This window comes from Streptomyces sp. NPDC044044 (assembly GCF_056434405.1).
Map to the genome: position 1 here is coordinate 100,438 of NZ_JBWKFG010000012.1, position 17,672 is coordinate 118,109.

The following is a 17,672-nucleotide window of genomic DNA, read 5'->3' on the forward strand; positions in this document are numbered from 1 at the left end:
GAGGAAGCGTGAAGCGTTCCCAAGTCCTTTCCGTGGGCGTCGCGTTGCTGCTCTCGGGCAGTGCCGTCGCGGCCAGCGCCGCCGACAGTCCCGCCGCGCCCGCGGCCGGGTCCGCCGCCAAGCGTGCGTCCGCCGACGCCACTTGGTGCAAGAAGCAGGGCGGTACCGCGCAGAAGCAGGTCCCGTACTACACCAAGACCGGAACGCAGATCGTCCGGCTCGGCGGCGAACGCGAGATGTGCGTCTTCACCGGCGAGGACGGCACCAAGATCACGATCGGCGCCGACAGCCTCGCCGCGGACAAGCCCACGCTGGCCGCGCTCGCCTACGTCCACAAGCCCGCCGACCCGGGCGGCCACCCCGGCAACCCGTCCCTGGGCTACTGCAAGTCCATCAACGGCACCGCCCTGTACGGCCCGAAGTCGACGGACGGCGGAGGCTGGGCCAAGAAGGGTGAGACCAACCCCTCGAACGTCGTCTCCGCCTGCATGTTCGCCGACGGTTCGGTGATCGACGCGTGGGGGCTCAAGTACCACTCGGGCGGCGTGATCCGGGGAGCGGACCTGACGAAGAAGTTCCGCGCGGACATCCCGTAGCGGACCCCGCACGAAGTGCCCCGCACCCTGACTGCCCGGCGTGCGGGGCGCTTCCCCTGTCCAGGGCGGCCACGGCTACGAGGCAATTTGCCGCAAGGCCTTGAGCTGCGCCGGAGTGAGCCGGTCCGGCCCGCTGAGGCGCAGTGCGCCGGTGACCCGTTCCCGGGGCCAGGCCAGGGCCGTGGCCAGTTGGTGTTCCGTCAGAGGTGCGCCCGCGTGCCGCAGTGCGGCCAGTACCGTCAGTGCGTCGTCGACGGCCTCGGTGCCGCCGCTCATGTCGTCGCTGAGGGTCGCGAAGAACTGGCTCATCCGGTCGAGCCGGGAGCCCGCGGGCGTCGCCGCGTCGAGCACGTCTATCCCTCGCTGAGCGGTCTCGGCCCACATCGCGTGCTTCTGGGCGCTCGTCGTCCACGCCCGGAGCCAGACGTCGTCGTCGATGACGTACCGCTCGCGACGGTGCCCCGGGTCGCGTACGCGGCCGATCACCTCAAGGCCCTCCAGGTAGCCCACGGCCTTGGACACCGAAGCGGCGCTGACCCGCAGCCGCTGGACGAGGTCCGCGGCGGTCAGACTGCCGGAGTCGTCGGTGATCAGGCGGGCAAGGACCCGCGCGGCCATGCGGGGCACCCCGGTCCTGACCATGAGCGCCGCGAGCTGCTCGGCGAAGTCGCGTACGGCACCGGGATCGCGTCCGTACGCGTCGGCGGGCTCGGCCGGTTCACGGCGAGGGGCCTGCCTGCGCCGGCGGGCGCGTCGCCCGGTGGCGAGGTGGGCGTGGTCGACGCGGTACGCGTCGGGCCCGCCGTTGCGCGTCACCTCACGGCTGATGGTCGACGTCGGCCTGCCGAGGCTTCTGGCGATCTCGGTGTACTTGAGCCCATCGGCGAGACCCGCGCCGATGTGGCTGCGGTCCTGGTGGGTCAGCCTGCCTCCCGGCATACGCGTGGGCCTCCTTGCGTTCATCGGCAAGTTCATTGCAACAGATCCTCGAAATCCCCTACTGGGTAGGGCTTCCGGGTCAGTTATTCATTGATGGCCTACTGAATGCAACGTAGCTTCGCCGACATCTGAACGGATACGGCGAGGAGTTGATGTGACGACGACGAGCGAGGACGTCGTGCTCGATGTCGAAGGGCTGCGCATGCGCTACGGCACGGCGGACGTGCTGCGCGACGTGACGTTCCGGGCCAGGCACGGCGAAGTGGTCGCCCTGCTCGGGCCCAACGGGGCGGGTAAGACCACCACCATCGAGATCATGGAAGGGTTCCGCATGCGCTCGGCGGGCCGGGTCAGGGTGCTCGGCACGGACCCGGCGCTCGGCACCGAGGCATGGCGTGCGCGCATCGGGGTCGTGCTGCAGTCCTGGCGCGACCACGGCAAGTGGCGGGTGCGCGAGCTCCTCGCGCACCTCGGGACGTACTACGCGCCCTACTCCACCGGCACCATCCGGCGGCCGTGGGACACCGACGAACTCATGGCGGCGGTCGGCCTGACCGCGCACGCGGGCAAGAAGATCAAGACGTTGTCCGGCGGACAGCGGCGCAGGCTGGACGTGGCGATCGGCATCGTGGGCCGCCCGGAACTGCTGTTCCTGGACGAGCCCACCGCGGGCTTCGACCCGGAGGCCAGGCAGGAGTTCCACGAACTCGTCCACCGCCTCGCCGACGATCACGAGACCACGATCCTGCTCACGACGCACGACCTGCACGAGGCGGGCAAGCTCGCCGACCGCATCATGATCCTTTCCGGGGGCCGGATCATCGCGGACGGTTCGGCGGACGAGCTGGCGCGGCGGATCGCGGGGGAGGACGAGGTGCGCTGGACGTGCGGCGGGCGGCACTTCGTGAAGTCGACGGCCGAATCGACGGCTTTCGTCCGTGAGTTGTTCCGCGAGTACGGCGATGGCGTGGGCGAACTGGAGGTCCGCAGGGCCTCGTTGGAGGACACCTATCTGGCGCTGGTCCGAGGTCAGGGTCAGGGCCAGGGGCAGGGCGAGATCGGGACGGCGCGCGGGACCGGTGCTGCGTACGGGACCGGCGCGACGCACGGGACCGGAAAGGCGGTGGCCCGGTGAGCGCGACGAGCGCGACGAGCGTTGCGGTCCGGGCGGGCTGGAGCCGTGGCCTGATCGAACTGCGGCAGTCCTTCACCAACGGCGGTGACGTGCTGTCACATCTGCTGTGGCCGGTCCTGATGCTGACCGTCATGTTCTTCATGCGGGACACGGCGTTCGGCACCAGCGGACTCCTGCTCGGCACCCTCGCCCTGCCGAGCATCCTGGGCATGAACGCCGCGATGGGCATGGTCAGCATGAGCCAGGCGCTCACCGCCGAACGCGAGGACGGCACCCTGCTGCGCGCCAAGGCGACGCCGAACGGGATGCCGGGCTACCTCATCGGCAAGGTCGTCTCCGTGGCGGGCGGCCTGCTCGCCGACCTGGCGATCCTGCTGATTCCCGGGATCTTCATCGTCGGGGGCCTCGCGATCGGCGGCCCCGGCTCCTGGGCGACGCTGACCTGGGTCCTTCTCCTGGGCATGGTCGCGACCCTGCCCATCGGCGCGGTCCTCGGCTCGGTGTTCACCAGCGCGCGCAGCCAGGGCCTGATCCAGCTGCCGATCCTCGGCATGATCGCGATCTCCGGCATCTTCTACCCGATCACCGCGATGCCGGACTGGCTGCAATGGGTCGCTCAGGCGTTCCCCATCTACTGGCTCGGTCTCGGTATGCGCTCGGCCCTGCTGCCGGACGACGCGGCCGCGATCGAGATCGCCGACTCCTGGCGGCACTGGGAGACGGCCGGGGTGCTGGGGGCCTGGGCCGTGCTGGGCCTGCTCGTGGCCCCGGTCGTGCTGCGCCGCATGGCACGCAGGGAGTCGGGCTCCAGCGTGGCGGCGCGACGGGAGAGGGCGCTGCGGCGGGTGGGGTGACGGCGGGGTTTCCCCGCGCCCGTCAGGGGCGCGGGGAACTGCGCGACCGGCCCCCACCGGCCCGCGGGTCGATCACCGGCCCGCGCCCGCGCACCCTCACCGCGCCCCCGGCGGAGCGTTACCGCAGCATCGGCAGTTCGATCGCCGGGCAGCGGTCCATCACCATCTCCAGGCCTGCCGCCCGCGTCCGCTCGTACGCCGCCTCGTCGATGACGCCCAGCTGGAACCAGACCGCCTGCGCGCCGATCGCGACGGCCTCCTCGGCGGCCTGGCCCGCGAGGGCGCTGTTGAGGAAGACGTCCACGACGTCGATCTTGAAGGGCACGGCGGAGACGGACGGATAGCCCTTCTCGCCGTGCACCGTCTCGGCCTTCGGGTGGATGGGCACGATGCGCTTGCCGTAGCGCTGCAGGACGCCCGCGACCCCGTACGCCGCTCGTTCCTCGTTCGTGGACAGGCCCACGACCGCCCAGGTGTCCCCGAGCTCCGTCAGGATCTTGCGCACTGTTGCCGGATCGCCGTACACGTCCCGCTCCTTCTGCCGCCGATGGTGGGTGGATGGGGCTGCGTGCCTCAGACGCCTACGTCAGACGCGTGCCTCAGACGTGTACGTCAGACGCGTACGTCAGACATTCACGCCGAAGTCCGACGCGATGCCGCGCAGCCCACTCGCATAACCCTGGCCGACCGCGCGGAATTTCCACTCGGCGCCGTGGCGGTAGAGCTCGCCGAAGACCATGGCGGTCTCCGTCGAGGCGTCCTCGGAGAGGTCGTAGCGAGCGATCTCCACGTTGTCCGCCTGGTTGACCACGCGGATGAAGGCGTTGCGGACCTGGCCGAAGCTCTGGCCGCGGTTCTCGGCGTCGTGGATGGAGACCGGGAAGACGATCTTCGTGATCGTGCCGGGGACCGCCGCGAGGTTCACCTTCACGGCCTCGTCGTCGCCCTCGCCCTCACCGGTGAGGTTGTCGCCGGTGTGCTCGACCGAACCGTCGGGGCTCTTGAGGTTGTTGTAGAAGATGAAGTGCTCGTCGGAGACGACCTTCCCCGATTCGTCGCAGAGCAGCGCGCTCGCGTCCAGGTCGTAGTCCGTGCCGGTGGTCGTGCGGACGTCCCAGCCCAGGCCGACCAGGACGGCGGTGAGGCCGGGGGCCTCCTTGCTGAGCGAGACATTGCCGCCCTTGGCCAGGGAAACTCCCACGATGTCCTCCTGATGTCCTGAGGTGAAGTGCGTACCGGCCGTGGTCAGGGCCGGAGGTTAAAATCTACAACACTGTAGAAGTAACTGGTTTGCCGCGTCCCGTTACGATGTGGCGCTCCTCAAGGGGCCGTCAAGAGAGTCGTCAAGACAGCTGTCCGGTCGTGAGCGCTCCGGCGGCGGTGGTGGTTCAGAGGTCGAACTCGTGCGGCGGCAGGTCGAGTGCGAAGCACGCCTCCCGTACGACGGCCCGCTCCGTCTGGTCGAAGTCGCCGTCCGCGCCGCCGATGACGATGCCGATCTGGATCACGGCGCGCGCCTCGGCGGGCTTCTTCTTCGCCTTGGCGACCTCCTGCAACACGCTGACCTTGCCGAACGCGAAGTCGGCGGTCAGCTTGTCGACGTTCTGCTCGAAGCGGCGGCGCAACTCGTCGGCCGGGAAGTTCTGCAGCACTTCGTTGGTGGCGATGAGCTGGGCCACGCGCTGTCGCTCCGACGGGTCGATGGAGCCGTCCGCGGCCGCCACGAGGGCGCACATCGCCATACTGGAGTCGCGGAAGGCGCCGCTCTTGAGGTCGTTCTTCTTCGCCATGAGCTGGGTCTGCATCGTCGATGCGGATTCCTTGACGCGGTCCCACAGGGCCATGAGAGCTCCGTACGTTGATTTCTAGTTTCTACAGCACTGTAGAAACTAGCAGGAGTGCCGAGAAGTTCCGCCGAAGGCAGGGAGGACGGACGATGACACGGACCGCACAGGAACTGCTCGACGCCGTGGCCGCGCGGCTCGCACCTGATCCGGCGGCCAACCCGCTCGTCCCGAGGTTCGCGGACGGCACCGCCAACCGTTCCGCGATCACCGCTCTCGCTCTGGAGCAGCGCTCCGTGATCCCCGCCGACCGCCGGTCCTTCCTGCACCTGGCCGAACGCTCGGCCGCCGCGGGGGAAGACGCGTGCGCGGCCTTCTTCCGCACCCTCGCCGAAGGCGAGACGCTCGCCTTCGAACGGCTCGGTGCCCTGGTTGCGGCGTGCGGCGTGGACAAGGCCGACGCCGACGCCTACGAACCGCGCGCCGGCTGCCAGGCCTATCCGGCGTACGTGGCCTGGCTCGCCCTGAACGGCGCTCCCGTCGACGTGGTCCTCGCCCTGACCGCCAACTTCGCCGCCTGGGGCGCCTGTTGCGCGACGCTGGCCCAGGCGCTCCCCGTCCACTACGGCTTCAGCGACGAGGCCTGCGCGTTCTTCGCCTTCTTCGCGGAGCCCGCGCCCGACCTGGAGCGGCAGGCGCTCGCCGCCGTGCGCGCGGGCATGGACCGGGGCCTGGACGCGACAGGGTCCGCTCTGCGCCACGGCAGGCTGCTGCAGCGCTACGAGGCGATGTTCTGGGAGACACTCGCCGACCCCACGCACGGCCTCTGACCGCCTCTGATCGCCTCTGGCCGACGTCGGCGCCCCGGAACTCACCCGCGCCCTACTCCCCCCGGAACTGCGCGAGTTGAGCCACAAGACCGCGGATCAGCGCGTCGAGCCCCGCCGCGAACGCCTCCTCGGCCCGCCCCGCCTTGTCGCCACCGATGGACCCCTCCAGCGCGGCCGCCAGGACAGGCACCCGGGGCGCGTGGCCGGCGGGGTCGATCATCAGCGGCGGCGCCACGAGGTCGAGCGACGAGCCGAGGAGGAAGGACTCGACGCTGGTCAGCGCCGTGACCAGACGTTCCTGCGGCCAGCCGCCACGGGCCAGCGCCGCGACGACCGCCTCGTACATGCTGAGCGTGGCCGGCGAGCTGATGGTCGTGGTGGCCAGCAGGTCGATCGCGTGCGGGTGCCCGGCGAACGCGTCACGGTACGAACGGGCCCACGCGGCAAGGGCGTCGGGCCACGGCAGCCTGTCGAAGGCGGAGACGTCCATCTCCTCGACGATCAGGCGCCGTACGCCCTCGATGACCTCGGCGCGGCCGTCCAGATGGTTGTAGAGCGAGGCGGTCTTCACCCCGAGCCGCTCGGCCAGGCGGGACAGGCTGAACGCGTCGGCCCCCTCGGCGTCGATCAGCGCGAGGGCCTCCCGCGCTATCAGATCGGCGCTGAGCACCGGTATGCGAGGTCTCCCTCTGCCCATGGCCTGGCAACTCCCTTCTCCGGACGGGGTCTTCACAGCCGTCCGTGTGCAGAGTACGGTCCTGCCCAGCCCGGACTAAAGGCCTTAGTTTTTGGACCTGCAGGCCCGACCCCTTGGAGTGCCCGCGTGACCGCACCCACCTCCCGCGCCGCCAAGGGCCTGAGCGGCGGCGCCGTCGGCACCGGCGATCTCGTCTTCTTCGTCGTGGCCGCGGCCGCGCCGCTGACCGTGATGGCCGCCGTGGCCCCGCTGGCGATCGGCATGGCGGGGCAGGCGGCGCCGCTCGGCTACCTGATGTCGGGGCTGCTGCTCATCGTCTTCGCGGCCGGATTCACCGCGATGAGCCGCTTCGTCCGCAACGCAGGCGCCTTCTACGCCTACATCGGCCGCGGGCTCGGACGCCCGGCGGGAGCGGGATCCGCGTACGTCGCGCTCTTCGCGTACAACGCCATCGAGGTCGGACTGCTCGTCGCCTTCGGGTGGTTCACCGAGTCCGGGTTCGACGACCTGACCGGGGTGCGCGTCGCCTGGTGGGTCTGGGCGCTCGCCGGACTCGTCGCCATCGGTGTGCTCGGCTATCTGAAGGTCACGTTCAGCGCCAAGGTCCTCGGTGTCGCGCTGGTCCTCGAAGTCCTCGTACTGCTGGTCTTCGAGGCGGGCCTGTTCGCGCACGGCGGCGGTCCGCAGGGGCTCGACGCGGGCACGCTCTCCCCGGAGCATCTGGGGAACTCAGGGGTGGGCGGCATGTTCGTGCTCGCCGTCGGTGCCTTCGTCGGGTTCGAGGCGACGGCCATCTACGCGGAGGAGGCGAGGGAGCCGGAGCGCACGGTGCCGCGCGCCACCTGCATCGCTGTGGCGTTCCTCGCGCTCTTCTACACCTTCACGGTATGGATGATCATCAACGCGTACGGATCCGGCCGCGCCCAGACGGTCGCCGACGGCGAGGGCGGCGCCGACATGGTCTTCACGGCCACCGAGCGGTTCGCCGGGGCCTGGGCCGCCGACTCCATGCACGTACTGATCATCACCAGCGCCTTCGCCGCGACCCTCGCCTTCCACAACGGCGCCGCCCGCTACTTCTACGCCCTGGGTCGCGAAGGGCTGCTGCCGCGCCGCCTCGCCGCCGTCTCCCCGAGGACGCGGGCCCCCGTGGCAGCGGTCGTGGCACAGTCGGCCATCGCGCTGGCCGTGGTCGCCGTGACCGTCGTCAGCGGCGCAGACCCCTACACCGTCACCTTCCTGTGGAGCAACGGCTCCGGAATCCTCGGTGTGATGCTGATGCAGGCGCTCGCCGCGCTCGCGGTGTACGGATTCTTCCGGCGTGAGCGCAGGGGCATGCCCGCCTGGCGGGTGGTCGCGGCCCCGCTGACCGCCTGCGTGGGCCTCGTGGTACTGATCGCCCTGGTGTGTGCCAACCTCGGTCTCCTGACGGGGGCTTCGAACGGCGTCGACGCGGCACTCGTCGCACCGCTGCCCGTCCTGTTCGCGGCGGGGGTGGCGAGGGCCCGGTGGATCCGGCGGCGTGATCCGGGGGCGTACGAACGGCTGACCACGGTGGACGCGGAGAGCGTGTGATGGAGGGGCGGGGCGGCATGAGGGAAGAGACGGGAACGCGGGTGTTCCTGGGGGCGGTGCGCACCGGAAGCGACACCCAGCCGGACACCACGGCGCTCGCCGTGCGTGACGGACGCGTCGTCGCGCTCGGGGACGAGGCCCGCGCGCTCGCCGAAGTGGCGGACGACGTGGTCGAGTTGGGGGCCGGACTGCTCCTTGCCGCCTTCGGTGACGGGCACGCCCACCCTCTCTTCGGTGGTCTGGAGAGCTTCGGGCCGCAGATCAAGGACCTCACCTCGGTCGACGCGATCGTCGCGGAGGTCGGACGGTGGGCGGACGCGCACCCGGAGGCGGAGTGGATCGTCGGCGCGTCCTACGACCCCGCGCTCGCGCCCGGCGGCGAGTTCGACGCGCGGTGGCTCGACGCGGCGGTGGCCCGACGGCCGGTCGTGCTGCGGGCGTACGACTACCACACGGTGTGGTGCAACACGGAAGCCCTGCGCCGGGCCGGCGTGCGGGACGCGACGCCCGATCCGCGCCTCGGCTGGATCGTCCGGCGCCCCGACGGCTCGCCCATGGGCACCCTGCGCGAATGGCACGCCTGCGACCTGGTGCTCGACCAGGTGCCGGCCCGCGACGAGGCCGAACTGGTCGAAGCCGTGCGCCGCGCCGGCCAGGCGTACGCGCGTGCGGGCATCACCTGGGTGCAGGACGCCTGGGTCGAACCGGAGATGGCGGAGGCCTATCTCGCGGCGGCCCGGCACGACGCCCTGAGCGTCCGCGTGGACCTGGCCCAGCGCGCCGACCCCGACCACTGGCGCAAGCAGCGGGAGCTGTTCGGCGCGGTGCGCGGGCGCGTGGCGGCCGAGGGAGGCCCGCTGCTGTCGGCGCGCACGGTCAAGTACTTCAGCGACGGCGTGATCGAGGGCGGCACGGCCGCGCTGCTCGACCCCTATCTGGACGCGCCGCACAGCTGCGGTATGCCGGTGTGGGAGCCGAGCGCGCTCGCCGATGCGGTGTGCGCGTTCGACGCCGACGGCTTCCAGACGCACATCCATGCCATCGGGGACGCGGGTGTACGGGCCGCGCTCGACGCGGTGGAGTCCGCGGTCCGCGCCAATCCGGCCTGGGACCGGCGGCCCGTGATCACCCATGTCCAGCTCGTCGACCCGGCCGACCTGCCGCGCTTCGCCGCGCTCGGCGTCATCGCCAACTTCGAACCCCTGTGGGCGCAGCCCGACCCGCTCCAGACCGATCTGTCGATGCCGCGGATCGGCGCCGAACGGTCCGACCGGCAGTACCCCATGGGGGAGTTGGCGCGCGACGGGGTGCGGCTCTCCTTCGGCAGCGACTGGCCCGTCAGCTCGTACGAGCCGCTTGAGGGCATCCAAGTCGCCGTCACCAGGCGCACGTTCGACGGGATGCCGCGGGACGGCTGGACCCCGCACCAGCGGCTCACCGTGGAACAGGCGCTTGCCGCGGCCACCAGCGGCGTCGCCCATCAGGCGGGCGCCGACGACCGCGTCGCGCTCGTGCCCGGTGCGCCCGCGGATCTGGTCCTGCTCTCCGCCGACCCGCGCACGGTCGACCCCATGGCCATCCGGCACGTGCGGGTGCTCGGCACGTGGCTCGGCGGCGTCGCTACGTACCGGTCGCCGGAGGCGTGAGGGGCAGGACGATCGCGGTGACGGCGATGCCGTCGCGTATCTGCCAGGTGCCCCGGAACCCCGTCAGCTCGCGGCCCGCCACCGTCGGCCCGGGGACGAGGAGCGCCGCGCTGAACGTGCCGTCCGGGTCCAGGTCGATGCGGGCTTCCTCGAAGCCGAGCCAGCGCCCGGTGAGCGGGAACCACGTCTTGTAGACGGACTCCTTGGCGCTGAAGAGCAGCCGGTCCCAGGGGACGTCCGGATGCCGGATGCCGAGGCCGGCGAGGGCCGCGCGCTCCGTCTCGTCCGAGACCAGCTTCAGGACATCCGCGTCGGCGAGCGGAGCGGCCGGCTCCGCGTCGATGCCGATGGACCGGACCGCCGAGGCGCGGGCCACGACCGCGGCGCGGTAGCCCGCGCAGTGCGTCATGCTGCCGACGATGCCGTCGGGCCAGCGCGGTGCGCCCTTGGGGCCAGGCAGGATCGGCACGGGCGGTATGCCGAGTTCGGACAGGGCGGTACGGGCGCACTGCCGGACCGTGGCGAATTCGCGGCGCCGCTTGTCCACGGCCCGCGCCACGACGCTCGCCTCCTCGGGGAACAGGAAGGGGTCGGCCGGGTCCTCGCGGGTCTCCACGACGGTGACGGGCGCAGCGGCGAGCAGCGACTCCAACACGTCGGCGCGGCGGGGGACTTGGCGTATGCGATTCGAAGGTGACGTCACAACTGATCACCGTACCGGGGCCGTGGCCTGCGCGGGGGCCTACCCTGGCGTGATGCACGACGAGTACCGCACAGTGGCCCGCGAGGCCGTGCACGAGACCGAGATCAACCGCTCGCGCTTCCTGTGCGCCCTCGCGCCCGCGGCCACCGAGGGGGAGGCCCAGGACTTCGTCGCGCGCATCCGCAAGGAGCACCCGTCCGCGTCGCACAACTGCTTCGCGTACGTCATCGGGGCCGACGCCGGGGTGCAGAAGGCCAGTGACGACGGTGAGCCCGGCGGGACCGCCGGTGTGCCGATGCTCCAGATGCTGCTGCGCCGCGACATGCGGTACGTCGTGGCCGTCGTGACCCGCTACTACGGCGGGGTCAAGCTTGGTGCGGGCGGACTGATCAGGGCTTACGGAGGGGCGGTCGGCGAGGCGCTCGACGCGGTCGGCACGCTGACCCGCAGGCGCTTCAGGCTCGCCACCGTCACGGTCGACCACCAGCGCGCGGGCAAGATCCAGAATGATCTGCGGTCGGCGGGGCGCGCGGTGCGTGACGTCCGTTACGGGGACGCGGTGACCATCGAGATCGGCCTTCCCGACGCCGACGTCGAGACCTTCACGGCCTGGCTCGCGGATGCGACCGCGGGCACCGCGGTGTTCGAGCTCGGCGGGGAGGCGTACGGGGACGCATGATGCGTGGCGGGGTGCGCGGTGGGGCACCCGGCGGGGCGCTCGGCCCCGGTGAGGGCAGCGACCCCAGGCGTGAATGCGTCCGAATGGGTAGAATTCGGGCATGGGAGAGCGGCCTGTAGCGCCGACTGCGCCCGAACTCGTCCTGGAGACCGACACCGGCTCCACCGTGATGAGTCCGAGCCGGGACTATCACGTCGGGCGCGATCCACTGAGCGACATCGTCATCGACGATGCCCGAGTCTCCTGGCACCACGCAGTCCTCCACGCAGAGCTCGACCACTGGACGATCGAGGACGAGCACAGCACGAACGGCACGTACGCCGACGGGCGGCGCATCCACGAGTGGGGCGTCGGACCCGGCAGCGTCCTCCGCTTCGGCAGCGTCGCGGACGGCCCGCGCGCGGTGCTCGTCGGCCGTGCGCCACCCGCGCCGGCCGCCCCCGAGCGCCCCTCCGCCGTCCGCACCCCCTCGGCCACCGGCACCTTCCGGCAGCCCACGACCGTGCGCCCGCTGCCCGCCCGTACCGTCCGTATCGGCCGCGCGGCCGACAACGACCTCGTCATCGACGACCTGGTCGTCTCCCGCCGCCACGCCGAACTGCGGGTCCTCGCGGACGGCACGTACGAGATCGTCGACCTCGGCAGCCACAACGGCACCTATCTCAACGGTCAGCCGGTCTCCCGAGCCCCGGTCACGCCGGGGGACATCGTGGGCGTCGGCCACCGCGCGTACTGCCTCGTCGGCGATGAGCTGCAGGAGTACGTCGACACGGGCGAGGTGTCGCTCGACGTCCAGGAGCTGACGGTCGCCGTCGACAAGGGCCGCAAGACGCTCCTCGACAAGATCTCCTTCCCCGTCGGAGAGAAGTGCCTGCTCGCCGTGGTCGGTCCCAGCGGCGCCGGGAAGTCCACCCTCCTCAACGCCCTCACCGGCCTGCGCCCCGCCGACGACGGCACCGTCCTCTACGACGGCCGCGACCTCTACCGCGACTACGCCGAACTCCGCCAGCGCATCGGTCTCGTGCCGCAGGACGACATCCTGCACGCGCAGCTCACCGTGCGCCGTGCCCTCGGATACGCCGCCGAACTGCGCTTCCCCCAGGACACCGAGAAGGCGGAACGCCGGGCCAGGGTCGACGAGGTCATCCGTGAGCTCGGCCTGGAGCAGCGCGTCGACCAGCCCATCCACAGCCTCTCCGGCGGACAGCGCAAGCGCGTGAGCGTCGCCCTCGAACTCCTCACCAAGCCGTCCCTGCTCTTCCTGGACGAACCGACATCAGGGCTCGACCCCGGCATGGACCGCTCGGTGATGAACATGCTGCGCGGCCTCGCCGACGACGGCCGCACGGTCATCGTCGTCACGCACAGCGTGCTCAGCCTCGACGGCTGCGACCGGCTCCTCGTGCTCGCGGCGGGCGGCAGGATCGCCTACTACGGGCCGCCGCAGGACGCGCTGCCGTTCTTCGGCTTCGAGGAGTGGCCCGAGGCGTTCGAGGCCTTCGAGGGCGACCGCGACCGGGACTGGGCGGGGGAGTACCGCAGCTCGCCGTTCCACCAGCAGTACATCGTCAACTCCTCCGCGCAGCCGTACCTGCCGCAGGGGGCCGCGACTCCGGCCGCCGGATACGCGCCGCCGCCGAAGGCACAGAGCTGGGGTTCCCAGCTGCGGACGCTGGTGCGGCGGTACGCGGCCGCGCTCGGCGCGGACCGGACGTTCCTCGCGATCATGGTCGCGTTGCCGTTCGTGATGGGCGCCATGGCCCGCGCGCTGGCCGGGAGCAAGCTCACGCAGGAGACGGCGATGAACGCGCTGCTCATCCTCTGCGTGGGCGGAGTCCTGACCGGCGCGGCCAATGCCGTGCGGGAACTGGTGAAGGAGCGCGTCATCTACCGGCGTGAACGGGCCGTGGGGCTCTCCAGATCGGCGTACCTGATGTCCAAGGTCGTCGTCCTGGGAACGATCACCGTGCTGCAGGCCGTCGTGCTGACCCTGGTGGCGCTGCTCGGCGTCGATCTCAACGCACCCGGCGGCGAGGGCGTGCTGCTGCCGCCGCTCGCCGAGATCACCTTGGCGGTGGCCCTGCTCGCGTTCACGGCCATGATGCTGGGGCTCCTGGTCTCGGCCCTGGTGCGCAAGGAAGAGGTGACGATGCCGCTGCTCGTGCTCCTTGCCATCGTCCAGGTGGTGTTCTGCGGCGCGCTCCTGAAACTCAACGGGTTGCCGGGCGTCGAGCAGCTGGCGTGGCTCGTGCCCTCGCGGTGGGCGCTGGGCGCGATGGCGGGGACCATCGGCCTCGGCAGGATCGTGCCCGGAGAGCTGACGGCCGATCCGCTGTTCCGCCACTCGGCGGGTGTCTGGCTGCTCAACATGGGCATGCTGGTGGCTCTCTGCGTCGTCTTCGGATACGTGGTCGCCAGGCTCCTGCGACGGCACGAACCCGCCGTCATGCGGAAGTAGGGGCGGACGGGATGACCACCGCCGAGTTCCGGCCCACACATGTCGTCCCCCAGGACGGGCTGCCCGCCTGGGAGGCGCCGGACGTGAACCGTCCGACGACGCCGCTCGACGCGCTGCTGCCCGTGCACCTGGCCGACCGGCTCGGTGACTGGGGCCGGATCGTCTGCGCCAACGGCTGGTCGGCCTGGATCGACGCCCGCCTCCTGATCGCGGTGCCCCGCGACCCTCCGGCGGCGGGCCACCCCCTGACCCGCACGGCTGACCCGGCCCCGCTCCTGGCGAGGACGGAGGAGGCACTGGTCCGCTACCGCGGCGCGACACAGGGGCTGGCGACGGGCGCCACCGACGGAGAGTCCTTCCGGAGCCGGACGCGCGGGCTGCGCGTGGGCATGGTGGTGGACGGCGAGTCGATGTGGCTCTACGACGCCGAGCACGAGCGATGGGTGTACTGCGACGGGACACGCCTGAGCACGTACGCGGCGGGGGAGGGCCCGAGCGTGCAGGGCGACGCGGACAGGGCTGACGGGGCGCCGACAGGCGGCCCGGAGCCGACGCGGGCAGCGGCGGACCAGGGTGCGGCGCACATGCCGTACGGCGAGGACAGCACCCGCCGAGCGCCACCCACGAGCGACGCGGGGCCGGCGGGCGGCGGGGGTGGGGGTTCCGGTGGCGTGGCGACTCCCGAGCCGACGCGGGTGGTCGATGCCGCCGGTGATCCGGGGCGGGCGCAGGTGCCGTCCGGTGCGGGTGGCGCCGGGGTTCCGGAGGCGACGCAGGTGGTGGGCGTGGCGGATTCGGATCAGGCGCATGGGCCACACTGTGAAGACAGCGTCCGTCGTGATCCGCGTGATCCGCTTGTCAGTGGCGAGGTGAGTGGCGGGGATGGAGGTTCTGGTGGCGTGGTGACTCCCGAGCCGACGCGGGTGGTCGAGGCCATCGGTGATCCGGGGCGGGCGCACGCGTCACATGGCGAAGACAGCGCCCGTCGTGATCCGCTTGTCAGTGGCGAGGTGAGTGGCGGGGGTGGGGGTTCTGGTGGCGTGGTGACTCCCGAGCCGACGCGGGTGGTTGATGCCATCGGTGATCCGGGGCGGGCGCACGCGTCACATCGCGAAGACAGCGCTCGTCGTGATCCGCCTGTCAGTGGCGGGGCGAGCGGCGGGGATGGGGGTTCCCGTGGCGCGGTGGGGGCGGAGCCTACTCAGGTGGTTGAAGCCGTTCCCGGGTCGGGGGCCCTTCTCGATCCCGCTTCCGGCCCTGATCCGTACGGCGAAGAAGCCACCCGTCGTATCCCGCCCGTCACGGTCGACCCCGACCCGCCCCTCCGGCCCGGTGACACCTGATGGGGACCGCACCGCGCGACGACGTGTCGGCGGGCCCGAGTCCCCCGTCCGGGCGGCCCTCCGACCTGGTCGGGCGGCAGATCGCGGGCTACCGCGTCGAGCGTGAGATCGGGCGCGGCGGCATGGCCGTCGTCTATCGCGCCAAGGATCTGCGGCTCGACCGGACCGTCGCCCTGAAGCTGCTCGCCCCCGAGCTCGCCCGCAACGACACGTTCCGGCAGCGCTTCACGCACGAGTCGCGCGTGGCCGCCGCGATCGAGCATCCGCACATCGTGCCGGTCTTCGAGGCGGGCGAGACGGACGGGCTGCTCTACATCGCCATGCGGTACGTTCCCGGGCTCGACCTGCGCCACCTGCTCGACGAATCGGGACCGCTCCCCGTCGGAGCCGCCCTCCGCATCGCCGCGCAGGTCGCGTCCGCGCTCGACGCGGCCCACGATCACGGACTGGTCCACCGCGACGTCAAGCCCGGCAACATCCTCGTGGCCGCGGGCACGGACAGCGACCACCCGGAGCACGTCTACCTCACGGACTTCGGCCTGACGAAGAAGTCCCTCTCGCTGACCGGTTTCACCACCGTGGGGCAGTTCGTCGGCACCCTCGACTACGTGGCGCCGGAGCAGATATCGGGCCGCCCCGTCGACGGCAGATGCGACGTCTACAGCCTGGCCTGCGTCGTCCACGAGACCATGGCCGGCGGCCCGCCCTTCCAGCGCGACGACGACATGGCCCTGCTCTGGGCCCATCAGTACGACCAGCCGCCCCGCCTGACGGAGAAGCGCCCCGAGGTGCCCGCCGCGCTCGACGGAGTCCTCGCGAAGGCGCTGGCCAAGAGCCCCGATGACCGGTACGGCTCCTGCCTGGAGTTCGCGGCCGCGCTGCGAGCCGCGGTCACCGGAAGCGCGGAGGGGCACCCCCCGACGCAGGTGGACCTCCACGTCGTGGGTGCCCGGCAGGACCCGGGAGCACCCCCGGAGCCGCCGGACTGGGCACGGCCCGTCTTCCGGCGGCTGCCCGGCTAGGGCTGTGCGGGCCCGTCGTCCCCCACGTCGCCGCGCCGGTGGACCCGCCGCGCGAGCAGGCCGCCGATGAACCCGGTGACCAGGCCCCAGGCCACGGCGAGGATCAGGGCGGTACCCAGCTGCGGATCCAGTTTCACCAGGCCGGACAGGCCGCCGCCGAGGTCCCCGATGCCCAGGAGCGACAGGCCGTAGTGGGCGGAGAGGCGGGCGAGCAGACAGACGGCGAGCACCGTGAGGGCCAGCGCCACCGCCATGTGCACGGCGTGCTGCCAGGCCCGCATCCGGGCGGGCGAGCGCGCCGCCATCAGGAACGCGGCGCCCAGGACCATGACCGCCGCGACGACGAGGAGCCACCACACCCGGCCGTCGTAATCGGAGAGCGTCCGCAGACTGAGGGTGGAGTCGTCCGGAGTACGCAGGACGTCGTCCAGGACCTGCGGCATGGGCAGTCCGAACGGCCCGTCCACGCGGCCTTCCCAGGACGCGCCGAGCCCCAGGGTGAACGCGAGCCAGACAAGATTGGGCAGCCCGAGCAGCAGGACCGCGAGCGTCTCGGCGGCATGCCCCTTGGTCGCCGCCACGACCAGGCCGATGACCAGCCCCAGTGCGACGTACGCGAGCAGCAGGACCACCATGGCGTAGGCAGCCGGACGCACCGACTCCTGGAAGCGCACCAGGCGGGCCGGGAGCGGTGCCCCGCGCGAGACCAGCAGCGCCACGGCGAGGACGCCCACCAGCCACAGCAGCCCGAACACGAGGGTCAGCGGCACATCGGTCTCGAAGCCGACCTTGGGCGATCCCGCGCCCAGCAGGTCACCGACGTCGGCCGCCTCACCCTCCCCGAGCGAGATGGTGAACCGGTGGCGAGCCAGCAGGCCGAGGCCGATGAGGAGCAGGACCCACAGCACCGCGAACCGGGCGGCCCAGCCGAGGAGTTCCTTCGCGTCGGCGACGGCCCGGTGCCGCAGCGGCCTGAGGAATCCGGCGCCGACCACCAGAGCTCCGGCAAGGGTGACCGAGAGGGGGAGCACGGAGAGCCCCGCGTTCGTCTCGGCGATGGCCCCGGCGTCGCCGGACAGCCCGACGGAGCCGCCGACCGCCATCACGACGACGGCGGCGACGACGCTGGGGAACGCGCCGCCCGGCAGGTCCGCCGCCCCGGCGGCCCACAGGCCGAGCGCGGCGACGACGGCCATGGCCACCAGTGCGGCGAGCACGGTGACCAAGGCGTGGGGCCAGCCGTGGGGTGCCCGCCGGCCCTGCTGGATGCGTTGCGCTCCTGCCCGCTCAGGCGGTGTCTGGTCGCTCACGTTGTCACGCTAAGCAGCGCAGGGGCGGCCCGCCCGTCGGGAGGGCCGACCGCGTCGGCTTGCGGCTCCCCGGGAGCCGGGACACACAATAGACGCGTAAC

General features: G+C 71.7%; 17 protein-coding genes. 10 read left to right on the forward strand and 7 right to left on the reverse strand.

Annotation, left to right across the window (positions count from 1 at the left end):
* The first annotated feature begins 8 nt into the window (after positions 1-8).
* Positions 9-596, forward strand: a complete 588-nt coding sequence (locus AC07AG_RS37825) for a hypothetical protein (RefSeq protein ID WP_478761181.1) — start codon at positions 9-11, stop codon at positions 594-596.
* Positions 597-671: 75 nt separating this feature from the next.
* Here the strand turns inward: AC07AG_RS37825 and AC07AG_RS37830 are convergent, their stop codons facing one another.
* Positions 672-1,535, reverse strand: coding sequence for a GbsR/MarR family transcriptional regulator (locus AC07AG_RS37830; protein WP_478761183.1), 864 nt, complete (start codon positions 1,533-1,535; stop codon positions 672-674).
* 202 nt (positions 1,536-1,737) lie between these two features.
* Between AC07AG_RS37830 and AC07AG_RS37835 the strand changes: the two genes are divergently transcribed.
* The gene (locus AC07AG_RS37835; protein WP_478761470.1) at positions 1,738-2,670 is read left to right on the forward strand and encodes an ABC transporter ATP-binding protein; all 933 of its coding nucleotides are present in this window, start codon (positions 1,738-1,740) and stop codon (positions 2,668-2,670) included.
* A complete protein-coding gene (locus AC07AG_RS37840; RefSeq protein WP_478761185.1) occupies positions 2,667-3,524 on the forward strand; it encodes an ABC transporter permease in 858 nt (285 codons plus the stop codon). Before AC07AG_RS37835 ends, AC07AG_RS37840 begins: the two co-directional genes overlap by 4 nt.
* Positions 3,525-3,642: 118 nt before the next feature.
* Here the strand turns inward: AC07AG_RS37840 and AC07AG_RS37845 are convergent, their stop codons facing one another.
* The 3 genes from AC07AG_RS37845 to AC07AG_RS37855 all read right to left on the reverse strand — a co-directional run bounded on the left by AC07AG_RS37845 (position 3,643) and on the right by AC07AG_RS37855 (position 5,368).
* Positions 3,643-4,050 (reverse strand): CoA-binding protein, encoded by a 408-nt coding sequence (locus AC07AG_RS37845; protein ID WP_478761186.1) that lies wholly within the window; start codon positions 4,048-4,050, stop codon positions 3,643-3,645.
* 99 nt (positions 4,051-4,149) lie between these two features.
* Positions 4,150-4,725, reverse strand: coding sequence for a TerD family protein (locus AC07AG_RS37850; protein ID WP_478761188.1), 576 nt, complete (start codon positions 4,723-4,725; stop codon positions 4,150-4,152).
* A 187-nt stretch (positions 4,726-4,912) separates the two neighbouring features.
* On the reverse strand, positions 4,913-5,368 hold the full coding sequence (locus AC07AG_RS37855) for a tellurite resistance TerB family protein (protein ID WP_478761189.1): 456 nt from the start codon (positions 5,366-5,368) through the stop codon (positions 4,913-4,915).
* A 92-nt stretch (positions 5,369-5,460) separates the two neighbouring features.
* Between AC07AG_RS37855 and AC07AG_RS37860 the strand changes: the two genes are divergently transcribed.
* Positions 5,461-6,138 (forward strand): transcriptional regulator, encoded by a 678-nt coding sequence (locus AC07AG_RS37860; protein ID WP_478761190.1) that lies wholly within the window; start codon positions 5,461-5,463, stop codon positions 6,136-6,138.
* Between the two features lie 52 nt (positions 6,139-6,190).
* On the opposite strand, the gene AC07AG_RS37865 is transcribed toward AC07AG_RS37860, so the two are convergent.
* Entirely contained in the window at positions 6,191-6,835 is a 645-nt protein-coding gene (locus AC07AG_RS37865; RefSeq protein WP_478761192.1) for a TetR/AcrR family transcriptional regulator, read from the reverse strand.
* A gap of 126 nt (positions 6,836-6,961) precedes the next feature.
* Between AC07AG_RS37865 and AC07AG_RS37870 the strand changes: the two genes are divergently transcribed.
* Both AC07AG_RS37870 and AC07AG_RS37875 read left to right on the forward strand, forming a co-directional pair.
* Entirely contained in the window at positions 6,962-8,410 is a 1,449-nt protein-coding gene (locus tag AC07AG_RS37870; protein ID WP_478761194.1) for an APC family permease, read from the forward strand.
* 17 nt (positions 8,411-8,427) lie between these two features.
* Complete coding sequence (locus AC07AG_RS37875; RefSeq protein ID WP_478761196.1) at positions 8,428-10,056, forward strand: amidohydrolase; 1,629 nt, start codon at positions 8,428-8,430, stop codon at positions 10,054-10,056.
* Here AC07AG_RS37875 and AC07AG_RS37880 read toward each other — a convergent pair.
* Positions 10,031-10,711, reverse strand: coding sequence for a 4'-phosphopantetheinyl transferase family protein (locus AC07AG_RS37880; RefSeq protein WP_478761471.1), 681 nt, complete (start codon positions 10,709-10,711; stop codon positions 10,031-10,033). The genes AC07AG_RS37875 and AC07AG_RS37880 overlap by 26 nt on opposite strands.
* A 100-nt stretch (positions 10,712-10,811) precedes the next feature.
* Here AC07AG_RS37880 and AC07AG_RS37885 point away from each other — a divergent pair, with 100 nt between their 5' ends.
* The 4 genes from AC07AG_RS37885 to AC07AG_RS37900 all read left to right on the forward strand — a co-directional run bounded on the left by AC07AG_RS37885 (position 10,812) and on the right by AC07AG_RS37900 (position 16,261).
* Positions 10,812-11,438 (forward strand): YigZ family protein, encoded by a 627-nt coding sequence (locus tag AC07AG_RS37885; protein ID WP_478761198.1) that lies wholly within the window; start codon positions 10,812-10,814, stop codon positions 11,436-11,438.
* A 100-nt stretch (positions 11,439-11,538) separates the two neighbouring features.
* Complete coding sequence (locus tag AC07AG_RS37890; protein ID WP_478761200.1) at positions 11,539-13,896, forward strand: FHA domain-containing protein; 2,358 nt, start codon at positions 11,539-11,541, stop codon at positions 13,894-13,896.
* Between the two features lie 11 nt (positions 13,897-13,907).
* A complete protein-coding gene (locus tag AC07AG_RS37895; RefSeq protein WP_478761201.1) occupies positions 13,908-15,239 on the forward strand; it encodes a hypothetical protein in 1,332 nt (443 codons plus the stop codon).
* The gene (locus AC07AG_RS37900; RefSeq protein WP_478761203.1) at positions 15,239-16,261 is read left to right on the forward strand and encodes a serine/threonine-protein kinase; all 1,023 of its coding nucleotides are present in this window, start codon (positions 15,239-15,241) and stop codon (positions 16,259-16,261) included. Before AC07AG_RS37895 ends, AC07AG_RS37900 begins: the two co-directional genes overlap by 1 nt.
* Here AC07AG_RS37900 and AC07AG_RS37905 read toward each other — a convergent pair.
* Positions 16,258-17,571 carry a streptophobe family protein gene (locus AC07AG_RS37905; protein WP_478761204.1) on the reverse strand — a complete coding sequence of 438 codons (1,314 nt, stop codon included), beginning with the start codon at positions 17,569-17,571 and terminating at the stop codon, positions 16,258-16,260. The two genes, AC07AG_RS37900 and AC07AG_RS37905, sit on opposite strands and share 4 nt — an antisense overlap.
* Between the last annotated feature and the right edge of the window lie 101 nt (positions 17,572-17,672).

Excerpts from the sequence above, each read along its gene's own strand:
- AC07AG_RS37890 (WP_478761200.1), top strand. The coding sequence starts at position 11,539 with ATGGGAGAGCGGCCTGTAGCGCCGACTGCGCCCGAACTCGTCCTGGAG.
- AC07AG_RS37860 (WP_478761190.1), top strand. The coding sequence starts at position 5,461 with ATGACACGGACCGCACAGGAACTGCTCGACGCCGTGGCCGCGCGGCTC.
- AC07AG_RS37875 (WP_478761196.1), top strand. The coding sequence starts at position 8,428 with ATGAGGGAAGAGACGGGAACGCGGGTGTTCCTGGGGGCGGTGCGCACC.
- AC07AG_RS37895 (WP_478761201.1), top strand. The coding sequence starts at position 13,908 with ATGACCACCGCCGAGTTCCGGCCCACACATGTCGTCCCCCAGGACGGG.
- AC07AG_RS37865 (WP_478761192.1), bottom strand. The coding sequence starts at position 6,835 with ATGGGCAGAGGGAGACCTCGCATACCGGTGCTCAGCGCCGATCTGATA.
- AC07AG_RS37835 (WP_478761470.1), top strand. The coding sequence starts at position 1,738 with ATGCGCTACGGCACGGCGGACGTGCTGCGCGACGTGACGTTCCGGGCC.
- AC07AG_RS37885 (WP_478761198.1), top strand. The coding sequence starts at position 10,812 with ATGCACGACGAGTACCGCACAGTGGCCCGCGAGGCCGTGCACGAGACC.
- AC07AG_RS37855 (WP_478761189.1), bottom strand. The coding sequence starts at position 5,368 with ATGGCCCTGTGGGACCGCGTCAAGGAATCCGCATCGACGATGCAGACC.
- AC07AG_RS37900 (WP_478761203.1), top strand. The coding sequence starts at position 15,239 with ATGGGGACCGCACCGCGCGACGACGTGTCGGCGGGCCCGAGTCCCCCG.
- AC07AG_RS37830 (WP_478761183.1), bottom strand. The coding sequence starts at position 1,535 with ATGCCGGGAGGCAGGCTGACCCACCAGGACCGCAGCCACATCGGCGCG.